This window comes from Mycobacterium sp. 4D054 (assembly GCF_052245755.1).
Taxonomy (GTDB): Bacteria; Actinomycetota; Actinomycetes; order Mycobacteriales; family Mycobacteriaceae; genus Mycobacterium.
This window is the reverse complement of sequence record NZ_JBQQCF010000041.1, coordinates 1-17322: the sequence shown is the minus strand read 5'-3', so window position 1 is coordinate 17322 and position 17322 is coordinate 1. Positions and strand designations below refer to the sequence as shown.

The 17322-nt window shown below is 66.1% G+C and carries 11 protein-coding genes; 8 read left to right on the top strand and 3 right to left on the bottom strand.

Annotated elements, in window-relative coordinates; genetic code table 11:
- The first annotated feature begins 22 nt into the window (after window positions 1-22).
- A complete protein-coding gene (locus ACTWP6_RS23390; protein ID WP_013470998.1) occupies window positions 23-487 on the top strand; it encodes a DUF6188 family protein in 465 nt (154 codons plus the stop codon).
- A gap of 48 nt (window positions 488-535) precedes the next feature.
- On the opposite strand, the gene ACTWP6_RS23385 is transcribed toward ACTWP6_RS23390, so the two are convergent.
- Both ACTWP6_RS23385 and ACTWP6_RS23380 read right to left on the bottom strand, forming a co-directional pair.
- Window positions 536-1585 carry an LLM class flavin-dependent oxidoreductase gene (locus ACTWP6_RS23385; RefSeq protein ID WP_013470997.1) on the bottom strand — a complete coding sequence of 350 codons (1050 nt, stop codon included), beginning with the start codon at window positions 1583-1585 and terminating at the stop codon, window positions 536-538.
- Entirely contained in the window at window positions 1582-2178 is a 597-nt protein-coding gene (locus ACTWP6_RS23380) for a TetR/AcrR family transcriptional regulator (RefSeq protein WP_013470996.1), read from the bottom strand. Before ACTWP6_RS23380 ends, ACTWP6_RS23385 begins: the two co-directional genes overlap by 4 nt.
- Before the next feature lie 74 nt (window positions 2179-2252).
- Here ACTWP6_RS23380 and ACTWP6_RS23375 point away from each other — a divergent pair, with 74 nt between their 5' ends.
- The 3 genes from ACTWP6_RS23375 (at window position 2253) to ACTWP6_RS23365 (ending at window position 5035) form a co-directional block, all read left to right on the top strand.
- Window positions 2253-3449: a cytochrome P450 gene (locus tag ACTWP6_RS23375; protein WP_032698085.1), complete on the top strand. Its 1197-nt coding sequence runs from the start codon at window positions 2253-2255 to the stop codon at window positions 3447-3449.
- Window positions 3450-3633: 184 nt separating this feature from the next.
- Complete coding sequence (locus tag ACTWP6_RS23370; protein ID WP_030133884.1) at window positions 3634-4074, top strand: PaaI family thioesterase; 441 nt, start codon at window positions 3634-3636, stop codon at window positions 4072-4074.
- Window positions 4075-4132: 58 nt separating this feature from the next.
- Window positions 4133-5035, top strand: coding sequence for an alpha/beta fold hydrolase (locus ACTWP6_RS23365; RefSeq protein ID WP_013470993.1), 903 nt, complete (start codon window positions 4133-4135; stop codon window positions 5033-5035).
- Window positions 5036-5163: 128 nt separating this feature from the next.
- Here the strand turns inward: ACTWP6_RS23365 and ACTWP6_RS23360 are convergent, their stop codons facing one another.
- Window positions 5164-6033, bottom strand: a complete 870-nt coding sequence (locus tag ACTWP6_RS23360) for a metal-dependent hydrolase (RefSeq protein WP_013470992.1) — start codon at window positions 6031-6033, stop codon at window positions 5164-5166.
- 104 nt (window positions 6034-6137) lie between these two features.
- On the opposite strand from ACTWP6_RS23360, the gene ACTWP6_RS23355 reads away from it, so the two are divergent.
- The 4 genes from ACTWP6_RS23355 to ACTWP6_RS23340 all read left to right on the top strand — a co-directional run bounded on the left by ACTWP6_RS23355 (window position 6138) and on the right by ACTWP6_RS23340 (window position 17315).
- Entirely contained in the window at window positions 6138-6779 is a 642-nt protein-coding gene (locus ACTWP6_RS23355; RefSeq protein WP_011777634.1) for a TetR/AcrR family transcriptional regulator, read from the top strand.
- Window positions 6780-7052: 273 nt separating this feature from the next.
- Window positions 7053-10175 carry an MMPL/RND family transporter gene (locus tag ACTWP6_RS23350; RefSeq protein WP_030133881.1) on the top strand — a complete coding sequence of 1041 codons (3123 nt, stop codon included), beginning with the start codon at window positions 7053-7055 and terminating at the stop codon, window positions 10173-10175.
- A gap of 187 nt (window positions 10176-10362) precedes the next feature.
- Complete coding sequence (gene mobF / locus ACTWP6_RS23345; protein WP_443188922.1) at window positions 10363-16215, top strand: MobF family relaxase; 5853 nt, start codon at window positions 10363-10365, stop codon at window positions 16213-16215.
- Window positions 16216-16322: 107 nt separating this feature from the next.
- Entirely contained in the window at window positions 16323-17315 is a 993-nt protein-coding gene (locus ACTWP6_RS23340) for a hypothetical protein (RefSeq protein ID WP_443188913.1), read from the top strand.
- Window positions 17316-17322 lie beyond the last annotated feature (7 nt).

The following is a 17322-nucleotide window of genomic DNA, read 5'->3' as shown; positions in this document are numbered from 1 at the left end:
GATGCGTCGAAAAGAGACTGCCATGTACACCCAATGGATCGAAAACCTTGTCGTACAACGCCTCTCGCTGCATGGCGGCCTGGTTCTGGATTTCGATGACTACAACGAAATCGTCATCTCCTGCCCCCTGCTATTGACCCTTCCGGCCGTCGGCACCTACCCCATCGAGGCGGTGCGCATTGACCCCCTCAGGATCGCGACCCACGAACGCCCACTGCTGAACCTCGCCGGCGCAGTGTGCACCCAGGCCTGTTCTAGCGACGATGGAGGACTACACCTGAGCTTCTCGCGCGGACATCGCATCGATGTCGATCCCGACACTGAACAGACAGCGTGGGAACTCTACGGCATGCGCCACGGCTACATGGCCTGCCTACCTCAAGGACGGGTTCGCGTGGTCCGCCATGACCTCCCCGACACCGACGACGCCAACATCGTCAACAGCGCCACGCAATCATCGGCGGGGTCGGCGCGGCAGAGCCACTGATGCGGCCGCGGACGCGGCGACGGGTCGACGTGGGCGGCAATGCGTGGATCAGGTTGAACGTGGACCGGACTGCCCTGGCGACATCGAGGCGGGCGAGCATTCCCCGATGATGCTGTCGAGGTTTTGCTGCACGCGTTCCGCAGCGATGCCGACCGATGGTGAATACAGCATGATGTGGTCGAGGACGCCGTCGTAGCGTCTCAGTTGTTCACGGACTTCGTGTGCCGTCCCGGCGACGCCCATGGTGTCGATCATCTCGTCGGACACCGCGGCGAACATCGCCGGGAAATCGCGCTGGGCGAATGCTTCCCGGATGGTTCGGCCTTCGCTGGCGAATCCGTTCACATCGAGTACCGTCTCGTAGGATTTGACCGAGGAGTAGAACGCAATCTGCTGCGCCAGTTCGCGCCTGGCGACCTCGGCGTCGTCGTGGATGGCGCACATCACCATGGAAATGATTTCCACGTCATTGGGGTCGCGGCCGGTGTGCGCGGCACCCCGGGCGATAGCGGGCCGGACGATCTCCTCGACGTAGGTGGTGGTGAACAGGGGATGTCCGGCCAGGCCGTCGGCCACCCGCCCGGCCGCCTCGCACATCCGGGGCCGGACACCGGCAGTGACGATCGGGATCGGCCGGCTGGGGGGTCCCACGTCGCCGGTCGGGGTGAGATTCATTCTGTAGAAACGGCCCTCGTGATGGATCGGCCCTTCATGCAGGTTCCAGATCCGGCGCAGCAGCATCACGAGTTCTTCCATCCGCAGCGCGGGCGCGGAGGTGTCGGGCACGCCGTGCCAGTCGCTCATCATCCGTTTGGTGCCGTTGCCGATTCCGAGTACCAGCCGTCCGTTGGAGAGTTCGTCGAGATCACGCGCCTCGGTGGCCAGCACCAGGGGGCTTCGGCCGACGCCGTAGAGAATGGAGGAACCGATCCGGCAGTTCTGTGTGCTGTTGGCCATCGCGGCCATGGAGATCGATCCGGACCGGGAGTAGAACTCCGAGGCCCATACGGCGTCGAACCCGGCCGCGTCGGCGGCCTGGGCGGTCTGGGCCAGTGACTTCAAATCCGCGCCGAGAACCGACAGGCCGTAGGTGCTCATGACTGGTCTCCTGTGCGCGGGCGCAGGCCGTCGAACATGACGGCGCTGAGGGTGCTGGCGACCACCGTCTCGTCGAGGTGGTTCTCGGTGACCAGGTACATGAGTGCATTGATGGTGACCGCGCCGAACAGCGCAATGGACGTCGATCGTGCATCGGGCTGGGCGACGAGGGATCCGTCGCGGGCTCCTTCGATGAGCAGAGTTTCAACGGGTTGTTGGTAGGCGGTATTGATCATCTCGGCGATGGCAGGCATGCGGGCCGCTCGTCCCAGTTCGCCGATGAGTGCCCGGCATACCGCTGGCCGCTGCGCCATTGCCCGCAGTTGTGCGCGGATGACAAGTGCGAGGCGTTCGGCACCGGAGCCGTCGGTGTGCACGATCGCGGTCACGGCATCGGAGATGTCCTTGAGGAGGTCTTCGAGCAGGAAGGCAAGGATGTCCTCTTTGCCGGCGAAGTAGTAGTACAGCGTCGCTTTCGGCACACCGGTCACCGCGGCGACGTCTTCGATCTTGGAGTCGTTGAGCCCCTTCTCGGCGAACAAGTCCGCCGCGGCGGGAAGCCGGTCAGAGATCTGACGTGGAATCTTGCGCATTTGCCCCACCTGTCCCGTTCGGCCGGTTTAGACTGCCAGTCTAAACCGTCGTTACTTTGGTGGTAGGAGGTCTTGTGGTCTCGGTGCAGATTCGTTACGACCCGTTCGACGCCTCGATCCTCAACGACCCCTATCCGACGTATCGGTTATTGCGTGACGCGGCTCCGGTGTACCGCGCCGAGGAATCCCATACCTGGGTGTTGAGCCGCCACGCCGATGTCCAGGCCGCAGCACTGGATCACGGCACGTACTCCTCGGTGGACGGCATCTTCCCCACCCCGCCGGGATCGGACTTCATCGGTTCGTTCCTGCCGATGATGATCGTGATGGACCCTCCGCGCCACGACCAGTTGCGTGCCCTGGTCAGCCGGGCGTTCACTCCCCGGCGGGTGGCCGGGCTGCAGGGCGCCATCACACAGATGGCCGCGGAGTTGTTCGAGCGCCTCGACGAGGGTTCCGGATCGGCGGACTTCGTGACCGACTTCGCCGCGATCCTGCCCGCCGCGGTGATCGCCGATCTGCTGGGCGTTCCCGCCACCGATCGTGATCAGTTCCGATTGTGGTCGAGCCAACTGGTCCAGGTCGACGTCAACCACGGACAAACCACCGACGCACTGACCGCCGCCGCCGCGATCTACGCCTACTTCACCGACTTCCTCGCCGACCGCCGCAAGAACCCCCGCGAGGACCTGATGTCGGCGTTGGCCAACGCCACAGTCGACGGGATCGGACTGACCGACGAGGAAGTCCTCGGCTTCTGCGCGCTGCTGCTCGTCGCGGGCTACGAGACCACCACCAATCTGCTGGGGAACTCCGCGGTCGTGCTGGCCCAGCATCGGCAAACCCGCCGACGCCTAGCCGCCGATCGAACACTGTTGGGGCCTGCGGTGGAAGAGTTGCTGCGTTACGACTCACCTGCACAGGGACTTTCACGAACCCTGACCCGCGACGTCACCCTGCACGACACGACGATGCGTCAAGGTGAGAAGGTGCTGCTGTTGTTCGGGTCGGCCAACCGCGACGAGCGTGCCTTCCCCGATCCGGACGTGTTCGACATCGAGCGCACCAGTGAGCACCAGGTCGCCTTCGGTCGCGGCATTCACTTCTGTCTGGGTGCGGCGCTGGCGCGGATGGAGGCCCGCATCGCTCTGGATGCATTGTTGGACCGGGTGCCTGACTGGGAGGTCGATCTTGAATCGGCGCGGCGGCTGCGGTCCGGGCCGATCCGGGGCTACACATCGCTGCCCATCACTTGGACCACACCGGTCTAGCCCGTGCCCCTCTTCGACGACGCGTCGTGTGCTTCACCGCGACGGCCAGGTTCATCGCCGTCGATGTCGAGCACTCCGCCGCGCCGTCGACCTCGGCGCATTCGGCGACATGCTCAAACGATTCGCAGGCTCGAACGGTGATTGAACCCATGGCCGGACAGGAGAAAGGGGCATGGTGGTGGCAATGACATTCGCGCACTTCGATGAGCAGATCGCCGACCAGCTGCTCAGATCGGCGACCACAGCCGGTGGACTGTCGACGTTCCTGAACTTTCGGCACACCGAACTCGCCGCCGGTCGGCTGGTGGCAGAGATGGAAACCCGCGCCGAACTGCTCACACCCTTTGGCACCCTGCACGGCGGATGTCTATCGGCGATGGTCGACCACTGTCTCGGAGTCGTGTTCTACCCCGTCATTCCGGCCGGATCATGGGTCGCCACCACCGAATTCAAGCTGAACCTGCTGCGACCCGTGTCCACCGGTGTGTGTGTCGCCGTCACCGACATCGTGTCACTGGGCAAGCGCAGCGGAGTAGCGCGCATCGACATCAGCAACGGCGACAAAGCCGTCTGCGTAGCCCAGGGCACGGTCACGATCGTGAACGCCGCGGGCAACGCACAATGAAGGCGCTTGTAGCCGGTCGCACGCTTCGGGCGGACTCCGATCTCGCCAGGAATTTGTCATGACCTCCGCCGTGCAGCATCGGGTCCGAACCCAGGACGGGATCACCCTGGCCGCCGACTGCTACGACCACGATGACGCCCGTCCCGTCGTGCTGCTCCTGCACGGCGGCGGCCAGAACCGGCACGCGTGGAGCACTTCAGCGCGTCGCCTCCACGCATGCGGATACACAGTCGTCGCCTACGACACCCGCGGTCACGGCGACAGCGACTGGGACCCCGCCGGCAGGTACGACCTCGAGCGACTCGCGACCGATCTGCTCGCCGTGCGTGAGCACTTCAGCGCGGATATCGCCCCTGCCGTCGTAGGTGCATCCCTTGGGGGCATGACCGTGCTCGGCACGCATCTGTTGACATCCGGGGCGTTGTGGGCGGCGGTTGTCCTGGTCGACGTCACCCCGCGGCTTGAATTCCAGGGCGCTCGTCGCGTAGTGACGTTCATGGCCGCACATCCCGACGGCTTTGGCACCCTCACCGACGCCGCCGAGGTGATCGCCGCGTACAACCCCCATCGCTCGCGCCCGGCCAACGTCGACGGCCTGCGCAAGGTGCTACGGCAGCGTCACGACGGCCGCTGGATCTGGCGGTGGGACCCGGCATTCATTCACTCCAACTTCGACTTCCTCCGCGACGAATCGACCACGGGAACGGAGCAATTCGACGCGATCAGCCACCTGCTGATCGACGGAGCCCGACGGGTCAGCGCCCCAACACTTCTCGTAAGGGGCCTGTTGTCCGACGTGGTCTCCCAAGCCACCGTCGACGAGTTCCAGCAACTGGTTCCCCACGCCGAGACCGTCGACGTATCCGGTACCGGACACATGATCGCCGGCGACGACAACGACGCCTTCAGCTCCGCCGTCACCGAGTTCCTCGGCCGAAGCATCCTCCAGCCCCCGCCGTGATCGGGCAGCGTCGAGCGGCCAGTAAAAGTGGGCCCCACCAAGGTTATTGAAACGCTGCCTATGACTAAGAGGAGGCCCTCACAACGCCTTTCGGCACGCCGAATAGACCGCGACAGGCTCTGGTCGAGCTAGACGCTGCTACGCACTTGTTGGCCACCATCGGCGTCGAAGAGTTCCTTGGTCCAGCGTTCGAGGATTTCTGCGCTGTCCCAGTCGTCGGGATGAAATCCGCCGCGGGTGTAGGAACGAAAGCGCTCAATTGCTGCTGAGCTGAATAGCGGGTTATGCCGGAAGGCTCGAAGGCTGCGCAGCAACCGCACCGGGTTGTAGGCGGCACGGTCACCGGCCAGAGAGCGGGTGGTCTGGATGACCAACTCGCTGAACAAGAGGAGGCTGGCGATCCGCATCCCCCAGACCCTGGTGCGTTCGCTTCCACCGACCGTCTCATAGACATCGAAAGCGACGGCCTTGTGCTCGCATTCTTCCAGTGCGTGCCAGAGCAGAATAGGCCGCACTTCGGTGTAGCCGATGAGTTCTTGAGCTTCGTCGCTGGTGAGAATGATTTCGGCGAATGTCGCCGTATAGTGCTCCAGGGCGGCCGTCACAGCCAGGCGCATCGTGGGAGAAAAACGCTTCTCAAGTCGGCCAACCAACTTCTTGATATGCCGATCGATCCCCTCGGTGGGATAGCCCATCGCTTGGAGCCGATCGTTGAGCAGCTGATGCTGGTGTCGGTGGGTGGCCTCTTGTGCAATGAATCCCTTGACCGCCTCCTTGAGGTCAGCGTCGCTGATGTGGTCCCGGTACTCGCGGACTGACCGGATGAAGAAGTCTTCCCCTTCGGGGAACGTGGCCGACAAGGTGGACACAAAGTGGCTCATCACCAAGTCGCCATCGACGAAGTGCTGCCGACTGGTCCCGGCAGGCATGTCGAATCGAACACGGCGGGGCTTCGGGACGACCCGCGTGGTGGGCCGTGTGGACGAATCGTCGCTCATGTTGTTCTCCCGTTCGTCAAAGGCACGCTGGCAATCTGACTCTAAGCCTTGTCAGAATTAGATGGCAAGCTATCCACGTGGTTTCGGCGCGGGTGTATAGCGGGATGTCCGCCGAGGAGCGTCACCGGAACCGGCGCACCCGTCTCATCGAGGCCGCAACCGAGTTGATCGGCACGCGCGGTGTTGCCGCCGCCACTGTGACTGCCGTCTGCGCTGAATCAGGCGTCACGTCACGCTACTTCTACCAGCACTTCTCCGGCCGAGACGCCCTCCTGCGGGCTGTCTACCAGCAGCTCTATGCCACCTTCCAGGAGGTGATAGTCGACGCGATCCCCGATGCCGGCGAGCCACCGGAGGTGCTGGCGTACGCGCCGATCCGCAGGCTGGTCAGCATGATCGACAACGACCCTCGGCTGGGTCGGATCCTGTTCGTGGAATCTGCAACCGAGCCGCTGCTCCGAGAGCTACGCAGCGAACTGATGGCGGGTTTCACCGACCTCGTCTTGCGCGAAGCCAGACTCCACCTCGACATCGCCGACTCCGCCGTTGGGGTTGCCCATTTGGCTTCGACCTTGGGCGTGGGAGGGCTATTCGAAGTCTTGCGCCGCCGACTCGACGGAGAACTCGAGTTCACCACCGATGAACTCGTTCAGCACTGCGCAGGTTTCCTGGGCAGCCTCGGCAATTACGTGCTGCTGCAGAACACGGACCAGTCGGCCACAACCGAAGCCCGACCCCACAGGTAGCGGCCCGCGGCCCCGCTACGCGATGTGGCCGTCCGTGCATTCGATGTCAACGTCGAGGACCAGCAACAGCAAGACCCTGAACGACATCCAAGGCCAGTGTCGTCGACTGAACAGCGTCGGCCTTGGCTTCCAGAAGCCAACTGAGTGTTCGACCATTCCTCTGCCTACTGTGACCGCGGCCGCGGGCCTACTCGATAGCGGCCGCCACCACGTGCACTACATGCGGTAGCGTAGCGATACCGACAGTATCGCTACGCTACCAGTGGAGGTCTAGTGACCGACGGCACTGCAGATTCCCCAAGCCAGGCCACGCGTTCTGGTCGGCGCGCCAACGGATCCCCCGACCCGGCCGACACCCGCGAGTACAGCGAACGGTTGGCAGCGCTAGCCCGATTCACCCTCCGGCACAAAGCGCTGGTCATCGGGGTATGGCTGGGCGCCGCGGTGGTTCTCGCGCTGCTGTTTCCCCAGCTGGAAACCGTGGTGCGCCAACAGTCGGTGGACCTCATTCCTCGCGATGCGCCGTCCTTGCAGACGGTTGACCGCATGAGCGCCGCGTTCGGCGAAGAAGGCTCGAAAACCATGGTGTTTGTCGCCATGGAAGACCCCAATGGGTTGACTCCGACTGCACGGCAGCGCTACGGCGAACTCGTGAGCCGGTTGCAGACCGAAGGCGACCACGTCCTGCTGGTGCAAGACCTACTGGCCGATCCGATTACCGAAGCCCAGGCGGTCAGCGTCGACCGCAAAGCCTGGTACCTGCCCGTCGGCGTCGCCGGCACCCTCGGAGACCCCACGGCCGCAGAATCCGTCAACGCGGTGCGCGACATCGCCGCGGAGGTGTTCACCGACTCAACCACGACCGTGCAAGTGACGGGACCACCGGCGACCTTCAGCGACATGATCGCCTCCGCTGAGCACGACCTGCTGCTGATCTCAATCGCCACCGCTGGCGTGATCGCCCTGATCCTGCTGATCGTCTACCGGTCGGTGTTCACCGCGCTGTTACCGCTGCTGGTAATCGGGTTGAGCCTGGCAGTCGGGCGCGGCGTGCTGTCCGCCCTCGGCGAGATGGGCATGCCGGTCTCCCAGTTCACCGTCGCCTTCATGACGGCGATCCTGCTCGGCGCCGGAACCGACTACACCGTGTTCCTGATCAGCCGATACCACGAGCAGCGCCGCGCCCAAGTACCCGCCGATCAGGCCATCATCCACGCCACCGCCAGCATCGGGCGCGTCATCCTCGCCTCCGCCGCCACCGTCGCACTCGCGTTCCTGGCCATGGTCTTCGCGCGGCTCAGCGTCTTCGCCGCCCTAGGCCCCGCGTGCGCCATCGCCGTGCTGTTCGGATTTCTGGCCACCGTCACCCTGCTGCCACCCGTGCTGTCGCTAGCCGCCAAACGCGGCATCGGTGAACCCAAACCCGACCGCACCCGCCGCTACTGGAACAGCGTCGCCGTCGCCGTGGTCCGCCGTCCCGTGCCACTACTCATCGTCAGCCTGGTCATCCTGCTCGCCCTATCAGCAGCCGCTGCAACCATCAAAATCAGCTACGACGACCGCAAGGGACAACCAGACACCACAGCCAGCAACCAGGGCTACCACCTGCTGGACCGCCACTTCCGCAAAGACGTCGTCATCAGCGAATTCCTCGTCGTGGAAAACCCGACCGACATGCGGACCGGGAAAGGACTGGCCGACCTCGACGAGATGGCCTCCCGCGTCTCCCAGATCCCCGGCGTCACCAAAGTTTCCGGAGTCACCCGCCCCACCGGAGAGCGCCTCGACCAAGCAGAACTGGCCTGGCAGAACGGCCAGATCGGCGACAAAATGGCCGGCGCGGTCGCCGAGGGCAACTCACGCAAAGACGACCTCGCCAAACTCACCGGCGGCGCCGACCAGCTCGCCGACGGCCTCGCCCAACTCGACAGCACCGTGCGCACCGCCCTCACACCACTGGCCGGAATCCTCACCCAAGCCCAATCCGCAGGAACTCAGGTCAACCAATTCCGGCCACTGCTGCAACAGCTTTCCGCCACTGCCCCCGCCGTCGACCAAGCCATCCAATCCGGCCCAGGACTACGACCGCTGGCCAACCAAGCCCAAAACGCAATCACCCAGCTCGACCCACTCGTCGGCGCCCTCAACACCTCACCGTGGTGTGCCACCACCCCGCAATGCGCCCAAATCCGCGACCAGGTGAAGATCCTGGTCACTCTGCGCGACAGCGGATTCTTCACCCAGATCGCCGACCTCGGGGACCGCTACGATCCCGCCACCAATGCCACAGTCGGTGGCACCCTCGCCAACGTCCAAAACGCAGTCGCCTCGCTGGACAAGGCATTCGGAGCCCTCGGTGACCCCGCCGACCTCGCCACCAACCTCCGCCGATTGCAGGACGGAATCGGACAGCTGGCCTCCGGCGCCCAAGCACTCGCCACCGGCGTCCGCACCCTCGCCGACAGCAACATCGAAATGCTGTCCGGCATGAGCCAGATCGCCACCCAACTGCAAAACTCTTCACGCGCAGCGGCCGACTCCGACTCCTCGAGCGGTTTCTACCTGCCCGCCAACGCATTCGAGAACCGGCAATTCACCGACGTCGCCGAACAATTCCTCTCACCGGACGGCAAAACAGCGCGGTTCATGATCGAAAGCAGCCACGACCCATACAGCGTTGAAGCGATGGACCTCGCCAGCCGCATCACCGACACCGCCAACACCGCACGACCCAACACGTCACTCGCCGACGCCACCGTGTCCGTCGCCGGCTTCCCCGCCGTCAACTCCGATATCCAACGACTCCTATGGGCCGACTTCGCACAACTGGCCATCGCCACCATAATCATCGTCGGCGTCATCCTGGTCCTACTGCTGCGCGCACTCCTGGCACCCCTCTACCTACTAGGCACCGTCGTGCTGAACTACCTCGCCTCGCTCGGCATCGGCGTTGTGGTCTTCCAATGGGGACTGGGCCACGAAATCGCCTGGCCCGTACCGCTGCTGGCGTTCATCATCCTCGTCGCCGTCGGCGCCGACTACAACATGCTGCTCGTCTCACGGCTCCGCGAAGAATCCGGAACCAACATCCGCGTCGGCGTCCTGCGCACCGTGGCAAACACCGGAGCCGTCATCACCTCCGCTGGCCTGATATTCGCCGCCAGCATGTTCGGCCTCATGGTCGGCTCAGTCGCCATCATGATCCAAGCCGGCCTCATCATCGGCTTCGGGCTGCTGCTCGACACCTTCCTCGTGCGCACCCTCACCGTGCCCGCCATCGCCACACTCCTACGCGAAGCCAGCTGGTGGCCCACCAAAGCAACAAACCCGCGACGTGGTCAGACCAACGCAGGAGGCATGAAGGACGCACCTCACGTGCTGGTCCAGGAGAGGTGAGAAGCGAACAGAGCAATACCCGGCGCTACATGCCGACCAGCGTGAGGGCGTATTCACCCCGAATGAATACGACCCCTGCGCCAGTACCGGCCGTCTAAGACTTTTCTAAGAACCTCCGGTTTGGTGGTGGCTTCGCCAACCCCCGACTTCGTAGCGTGCGGCGCATGCGGACACCGGCGTGCGCGACATGGTGATGACGCTGCACAAGCTGACCGCCGGGGACGGATACCTGTACCTGGTGCGGCAGGTCGCGGCCGCCGACAGCACCGAACGGGGCCGCTCCACCCTGGCCGACTACTACTCCGCCAAAGGCGAATCGCCGGGCCGCTGGATGGGCCGCGGCCTGGCAGCACTGTCAGACACCGGCCGCTGCAAGGTCAGTGCCGCTGTCCGCGAAGAGATTTGGACGGTCGAGGAAGGCTCTGGGGTCGGCGAAGCCCAGATGCGCGCCCTCTACGGGGTAGGTCTGCACCCCAACGCCGAGCGCATTCAGAACTACGTCACCGGCCGCAACATGGGCAGCCAGCGCGCGGCCAGCCGGCTCGGGCGCGAGTTCGCAGTCCGCGACGGCGAACCGGAGTTCGCGCGCCGCCTGGCAGTCGCCTTCCGTGACCACAACGCCGAGATCGGTGCGCACTGGAACGCCACCATCACCCCCGAGGACCGTGCGCAAATCCGCACTCGCGTGGCCGTGGAGCTGTTCGGCGAAGAGTACGGCCGCCCGCCTGCCGACGACCGGGAACTGTCCGGGTTCATCGCCCGCAACACCCGCGCAAAGACCACCGCCGTCGCCGGATACGACCTGACGTTCTCGCCGGTGAAATCGGTATCCGCGCTGTGGGCCATCGCCCCGTTGCAGGTGTCCGAGCAGATCGAAGCAGCCCACGATGCGGCCGTGGCCGATGTGCTGGAGTGGCTGCAGGATCAGGCCGCATTCACCCGCACCGGCGCTGGCGGCGTCGCCCAGGTCGACACCGAAGGACTCATCGCCGCGGCGTTCACCCACCGCGATTCCCGGGCCGGGGATCCGGATCTGCACACCCACGTCGCGATCTCGAACAAAGTGTCCTACGTCGACGCCAACGGCGTGCGCCGCTGGCTCGCGTTGGACGGTCAACCACTGCACCGCGTCACCGTCGCCGCGTCGGAGTTGTACAACACCCGACTGGAAGCCCACTTGATCGCCAGCCTGGGTGTTCGGTTCGTCGAAGAATCGCGCGGGCGCGGCAAGCGACCGGTGCGCGAAATCGCCGGCATATCTGCGGAATTGATGGCGCGGTGGTCGAGCCGGCGCGCGGCGATCAAAGCCCGCACCGCCGAGCTGGCCAAGCAGTTCCAGGCCGACCACGGCCGCGAACCGACCAACGTGGAGATCATCTCCCTGGCTCAGCAAGCGACGCTGGAATCGCGCGAAGCCAAGCATGAGCCGCGCTCGCTGGCCGAGCAGCGCCACGTGTGGCGCACCCAAGCTGTCGAGGTCCTCGGACACCACGGCGTGAGCCAGATGTTGGCCGACACGTTGGCCGCACCGAAGACCACCCGCGAGACCGTCACCATCGACGAGGAATGGATCGCGTCGCGCGCTGGCGAACTCATCGCCACCGTCGCCGAAACACGGGCCACCTGGCAGCGCCACCACGTGCGCGCCGAAGCACTGCGCATGGCCCGCGCCCACGACGTGGCGCACGATGTCGCATTAGTCGAAAGGCTCAGCGATACCGCCCTCGGAGACGTGTTCTCGGTACCGCACGCCCGCGTCGCTGACGCCGAGCTGGGCGAGCCGGTCGCGCTGCGTCGCCGCGACGGTGCCAGCGTCTACCGCCGCCACGGCGTCGAGGCGTACACCAGCCGCGAAACACTCGCCGCCGAGCGCCGGATTCTGGACGCGGTGCACCGCAGCGACGGCCGTGTCGCACATGCGACAGATGTCGAAATGGCCCTGGCTGATTCGGCTGCGCGCGGACGCACACTCAACCCCGGCCAGGCCGCTCTGGTCTCGGAAATGGCGACCGCGGGGCGCCGTGTCGCACTCGCGCTCGCCCCGGCCGGAACCGGCAAAACCACGGCTATGGCAGCGCTTGCTCATGCATGGCGCAACTCGGGCGGACACGTCATCGGATTGGCCCCCACCGCCGACGCGGCGATCGTCCTCGGCGAAGACCTGGGCGCGGTCACCGACACCCTCGACAAATACGTCTGGTCGGCCGATCCGGCCAAGCCCACGACATCACGTGTGCCCGACTGGTTCACCCAGGTTGGACCCGACACGCTGATCGTGGTCGACGAGGCCGGCAAGGCCGCAACTGCCGGGCTGGACGCGATGATCACCGACGCGCTGCGCAAGGGTGCCAGCGTGCGCCTGGTCGGTGACGACGGGCAGCTCTCGTCGATCTCGGCCGGCGGTGTTCTGCGTGACATCGCCGAGGCCACCGACGCTCTCACCTTGAGCGAAGTGGTGCGGTTCAAATCGCCCGCCGAGGCCGCGGCCGGACTGGCATTGCACGACGCCGATCCAGCCGGAATCGGCTTCTACATCGACCATCACCGCATCCATGTTGGCACCGACGAGACCGCCGCCGACATGGCCTATCACGCGTGGCGCGCTGACCTTGCCGCTGGCGGGGATTCCATCCTGCTCGCGCCGACCAACGACGTCATCAACGAGCTCAACGCCCGCGCCCGCACCGACCGCCTCGCCGCCGACCCGGACGTGGCGAACGCACCCTCTGTGGTGCTGGCCGATCAACTCCACGCCAGCGTCGGAGACACCATCCGCACCCGCAAAAACAACCGTCGAATCGCGTTCGGTCGCAACGATTTCGTGCGCAACGGCTACCGCTACACCATCACCGAAGTCCTGCCCGAGGGCGGCGTGAAAGCCCGCCATCTGCGCAGCGGACGCATCGTCACGCTGCCCGCGGACTACATCGCCCAACACGTCACACTCGGCTACGCGGCCACCATCGACTCCGCACAGGGACTGACCGCCGGCGGGCGCGCCACCCGGGGCACCTGCCACATCGTCGGCTCCGACATGCTGACCCGCCAGCACCTCTACGTCGCTATGACCCGCGGCGCCGACGAAAACCACCTGTACCTGTCCACCGCCGAGGGCGACCCGCACCGGCTGCTCTCCCCCAAGGCCACCCACCCCGACACCGCAGTCGACGTCCTGACCCGGACGCTGGCCCGCGACGGCGCCCAAGTCTCGGCCACCACCGCCGCCCGCCAAGCCGCCGACCCCGCCGCGCGACTGCAGGCCGCAGCCGACATGTACTACGACGCACTCGGCGCGGCCGCCGAGAACCGCCTCGGCGTCGGCGCCCGCGACCGCCTCGATGCAATGGCCGACGAGATCATCCCCCAGCTCAGCCAGCGCGAAGCCTGGCCGGTGCTACGCCGCAACCTGTCCATCCTCGCCCTTCGCGGAGCCGACCCGCGCGAGCTGCTCACCGAGGCGCTGGCCAAGGGCAGTGTCGCCGACGCCGCCGACCCGGCCGCGGTCCTGGATCACCGCATCGACCCCGCCGGCACCCACTCGGCCGGCATCGGGGTGCTGCGCTGGCTGCCCGCGATCCCCCAGGCCCTGGCCGACGATCCACAGTGGGGCACCTATCTGGCCCGACGCGAGGAGCTGGTGGAGGGACTGGCCACCGAGATCCGCACGCGCGCGCGCGCGTGGACCAACGCCACCGCGCCCGCCTGGGCACGCCCCCTGATCACCGTCAACCCCGTGCTGACCGCCGAAATCGCGGTGTTCCGCGCCTGCACCGGGGTCGACGCGGCCGACACCCGCCTCACCGGTGCCCGCCAATTCCCGGTGCGCACCCGCGGCGTCCAGGCCGCGCTGCAGCGCCAAGCCTCCGCCGACATCGGTCGACGCAGCGCCGACACCACCCGCTGGAACGACCTGATCGACTCCATCGACCCGCGGCTGCGCTCGGACGCATATTGGCCGCAACTGGCCGCCCAGCTGGTCCAGGCCGCACGCACCACACCCGACCTGCGCCAGATCATCACCACTGCCGCCCGCCAAGGGCCGCTGCCCGACGAGCTGCCCGCCGCGGCGCTGTGGTGGCGCATCGCCGGCGCGCTGTCTCCGACCGCGACCCTGGCCACCACCCATTCGCGGCTACGCCCGCCCTGGGTGACCGACATCGACGTCGTGTTCGGCACTGCGCTCGCCGAGACCATCACCTCCGACCCCGCCTGGCCCGGCCTGGTGGCCGCGATCAGCGCTGCGGACCCGCAGAAGTGGACGCCGCGCGACCTGCTCCACGTCGCCGCCGAGCAGCTCGCCGACGCCGCACACGACGACGACCGCCCGATCCCGCCCGGTGATTACGCGCGCCTCATCACCTACACCGTCGATGCGTTCACCCATCGCTTGCACGCCCGTCTTGGCATCGACATCGAGGACCTGCCCACGCCGGAGGACGCCCCACCACACCCCGACGATGAAGCACTCTTTCCGCCCGATCCGGAAAGCCCCTTCGCCGAGACCGACGAGGCCCCGCCCTTCGACGACTTCTTCGACATCGCTGCGCCCGACGATTCCTTCGAATACGCGTCCGAAGAATTGGGGACTTTGCAATTCGAAGACTTCACAGCAAACCGCCCCGTACCGGAATTGGGCATCACCATGGAATTGGTCAGCACGCTGCAACAGGAATACCGCGAAGTCTGCGCAACAATCAAAATCCTGGACGCAGAAATTCGGGCAGGAAACGGCCCGGCTATGCGCGCTGCGGCCGACGAGCTGGCGCGGATGCGCCGCCAGGTCGACGCCGATCGACCATATGCCCATGCTGTCACCGCGGTCATTGAGCAGTGGGCCGATGCCGACGCCGCCTACAACGACAACCTGCGGCTGGTCGAGCATGCCCGCGCTCAGCTCGACCTTCTGCTGGCCAACCCCGACGCCGACGAACTCGACATCGCCTCAGCCCGACAGCATGTCGGGTTCTACACCGAGCTGCTCCCGGACGAGCCGCCGTCACTGCAGTTCCAGCAGGCCCTCGCCCGCGCGCAAGCAGAGCGCACCGCGGCCGCCGGCGGACACAAGATCATCACCGAGCACGACATCCTCGCCGCGCGTGGCGACGCCGAGCGCGTGGACCTAGCCACCCGCGCGCAGCTACGCGAGCGGCGGCAGGAGCTGCGCCGCGACCTCGAGCGCGCTGAGCGCGACGTCGCGACCGCCTTCGCCGCGGCCCAGACCGCCACCTCCGACACTCTCGAACGCTTGCTCGAATCGGCGCGCTCCGAGGTGGCCCTGCTCCAGGTCGCCAGCGACGTCGACCTCACCCGCACACCCCTCGTCATCCCCGAGGCGGCCCTAGCGGGCCACGAGCCACACACCGCAGATCGACTCAAAGCATTTGCCGCACAGCCATATCGGATCAGCGTCGTACGGGCCGACATCACAGACCGCGAAACCGCAGCTTCGCTGTACACCCTGCGCACCACCGCCAACGCCAACGACCGCAAAGTGCTGTGGCTCTCGACCGCCGAGGTCGGGGCAGCACCCGCCCACGAGGCCGAGCTGGCCGACACCATCACCACGGTCAGCCATGCACATCAGCAGGTCAGCGACCAACAGTGGGCGCTTCCAGCAGGAGCCATCGTCGTGGTCGATGACCCCGGTGCCGCCGAGCCGCACCAGCTCGCAGATATCGCCCGCCACGCCGCCGCGTCCAACGCTCGCATCATCCTGCTCGATCCGGAAACCAGCCGCGGCGCCGGCTCCTCAGCGCTGCGCCTGCTCACCCATTCATTGCCGTGGAGCACCACTCTCACGACCGCGACGTCCGCACCCGCAGACCCGCTCCTTGACCCCGTGCCGGCGGTCACTATGGCCGACCGCCTGGGCCGCGCTCACCTCGGCGAGGAATGGCGCCAGGTCCTCACCCAGCACGACATCGCCGCGCGCGCCGTCCGAGCAGCCCAGCGCCGTCAGATCGCCCTGGGCTGGAGCGTGCCGGCCAACGCGATCGACGATCCCGCCCACTCGATCGAGCACGACGACGTGGGGCTCTAACCCGGCTCCACCTGGCTGCACCCCCGCTTTCCAGGCCTCGGACAACTTGAGTACCAATCGGGCTCTGGTGGTGGACTCGCGCGCCCCATCCCCGCCACCATGACCTCATGAGTAAGCGGCCCGAGCCCTACAGCCCCTATTGCGGCCTGGTCGTAAACGACGACGGGCTCCACGAAAGGGTCATGGGTGCACCGCATTTAGCGATCAGCGCCCCCACTCGTACCGGTAAGACCCGCCGCCTACTGGCCCCCGCCGCTGTCATGCATCCGGGCCCATTGGTCGCGGTATCGAGCAAGGAAGACCTCGCCGAGCTGGTGTTGATGCGCCGCGGTTTAGGCCCGACAGGCGTCATCGACCTGCGGCCAGAAAAGACCCTCGTCTGGCCCGAGGGCGTGCGCTCCATGGTCAGTGACCCAACCATGTCCATCACGTCCGCCGACGAAGCTTTGACAGTCGCTGAAACCATGCTCGCGACATCCGGTGTGGGCTTTGGCGGTGCGTCGAGCGGACAAACGGTCGCCGCCGGCGGACTGTGGGAGTCCACGGCCAGCCGTCCCTTGGCGTGCTTGCTCTACGCGGCCAGCCCGCAGGGAAACAGCCAGGGCATGCCGTGGGTGCTCGAAGCCGTCGAAAACCTCGGCATCGAGGATGACGAAGACGGGGGTGCGAGCACACAGTTGTCGCTGCAAGCCACCCCATCGTGGATGACTGCCGCCGCGCTGTGCCCGCACCCCATGCTGTCCGACCCGATGCAGCGGGTGCTGACCTTCAACAGCCGTATGCGCGACAGTGTGGCGATCACCGTCTCCAAGGCCGTGACGCCGTGGGTGCGTCTCGGGCTCAGCGCCACCGAGCATCTGGACCGCCTCAGCGCCGTCGACGAACTCAGCATCGAACCCTTCGATGTCGCAATGTTGGATGACCCGGACGCGAGCCTGTTCGTCATCGCTCCTAACACCGGCACCGTCGCCGGGGCAGCCGTGTTGGCCGTCGCTCAGGATGCAGACGATGGCGTCACTGTGGATGCAGACGTGATTTCGGGGGTCGGTCTGCATTGTGACGGGGTAATCGTCGCGGCGACGCGGTGGTCGTCATGGTGACGACTGT

Bases quoted from the DNA above. Each gene is read 5' to 3' on its own strand.
- ACTWP6_RS23380 (WP_013470996.1), bottom strand. From the start codon at position 2,178: ATGCGCAAGATTCCACGTCAGATCTCTGACCGGCTTCCCGCCGCGGCG.
- mobF (WP_443188922.1), top strand. From the start codon at position 10,363: ATGGTGATGACGCTGCACAAGCTGACCGCCGGGGACGGATACCTGTAC.
- ACTWP6_RS23340 (WP_443188913.1), top strand. From the start codon at position 16,323: ATGAGTAAGCGGCCCGAGCCCTACAGCCCCTATTGCGGCCTGGTCGTA.
- ACTWP6_RS23370 (WP_030133884.1), top strand. From the start codon at position 3,634: ATGACATTCGCGCACTTCGATGAGCAGATCGCCGACCAGCTGCTCAGA.
- ACTWP6_RS23390 (WP_013470998.1), top strand. From the start codon at position 23: ATGTACACCCAATGGATCGAAAACCTTGTCGTACAACGCCTCTCGCTG.
- ACTWP6_RS23355 (WP_011777634.1), top strand. From the start codon at position 6,138: ATGTCCGCCGAGGAGCGTCACCGGAACCGGCGCACCCGTCTCATCGAG.
- ACTWP6_RS23365 (WP_013470993.1), top strand. From the start codon at position 4,133: ATGACCTCCGCCGTGCAGCATCGGGTCCGAACCCAGGACGGGATCACC.
- ACTWP6_RS23360 (WP_013470992.1), bottom strand. From the start codon at position 6,033: ATGAGCGACGATTCGTCCACACGGCCCACCACGCGGGTCGTCCCGAAG.
- ACTWP6_RS23385 (WP_013470997.1), bottom strand. From the start codon at position 1,585: ATGAGCACCTACGGCCTGTCGGTTCTCGGCGCGGATTTGAAGTCACTG.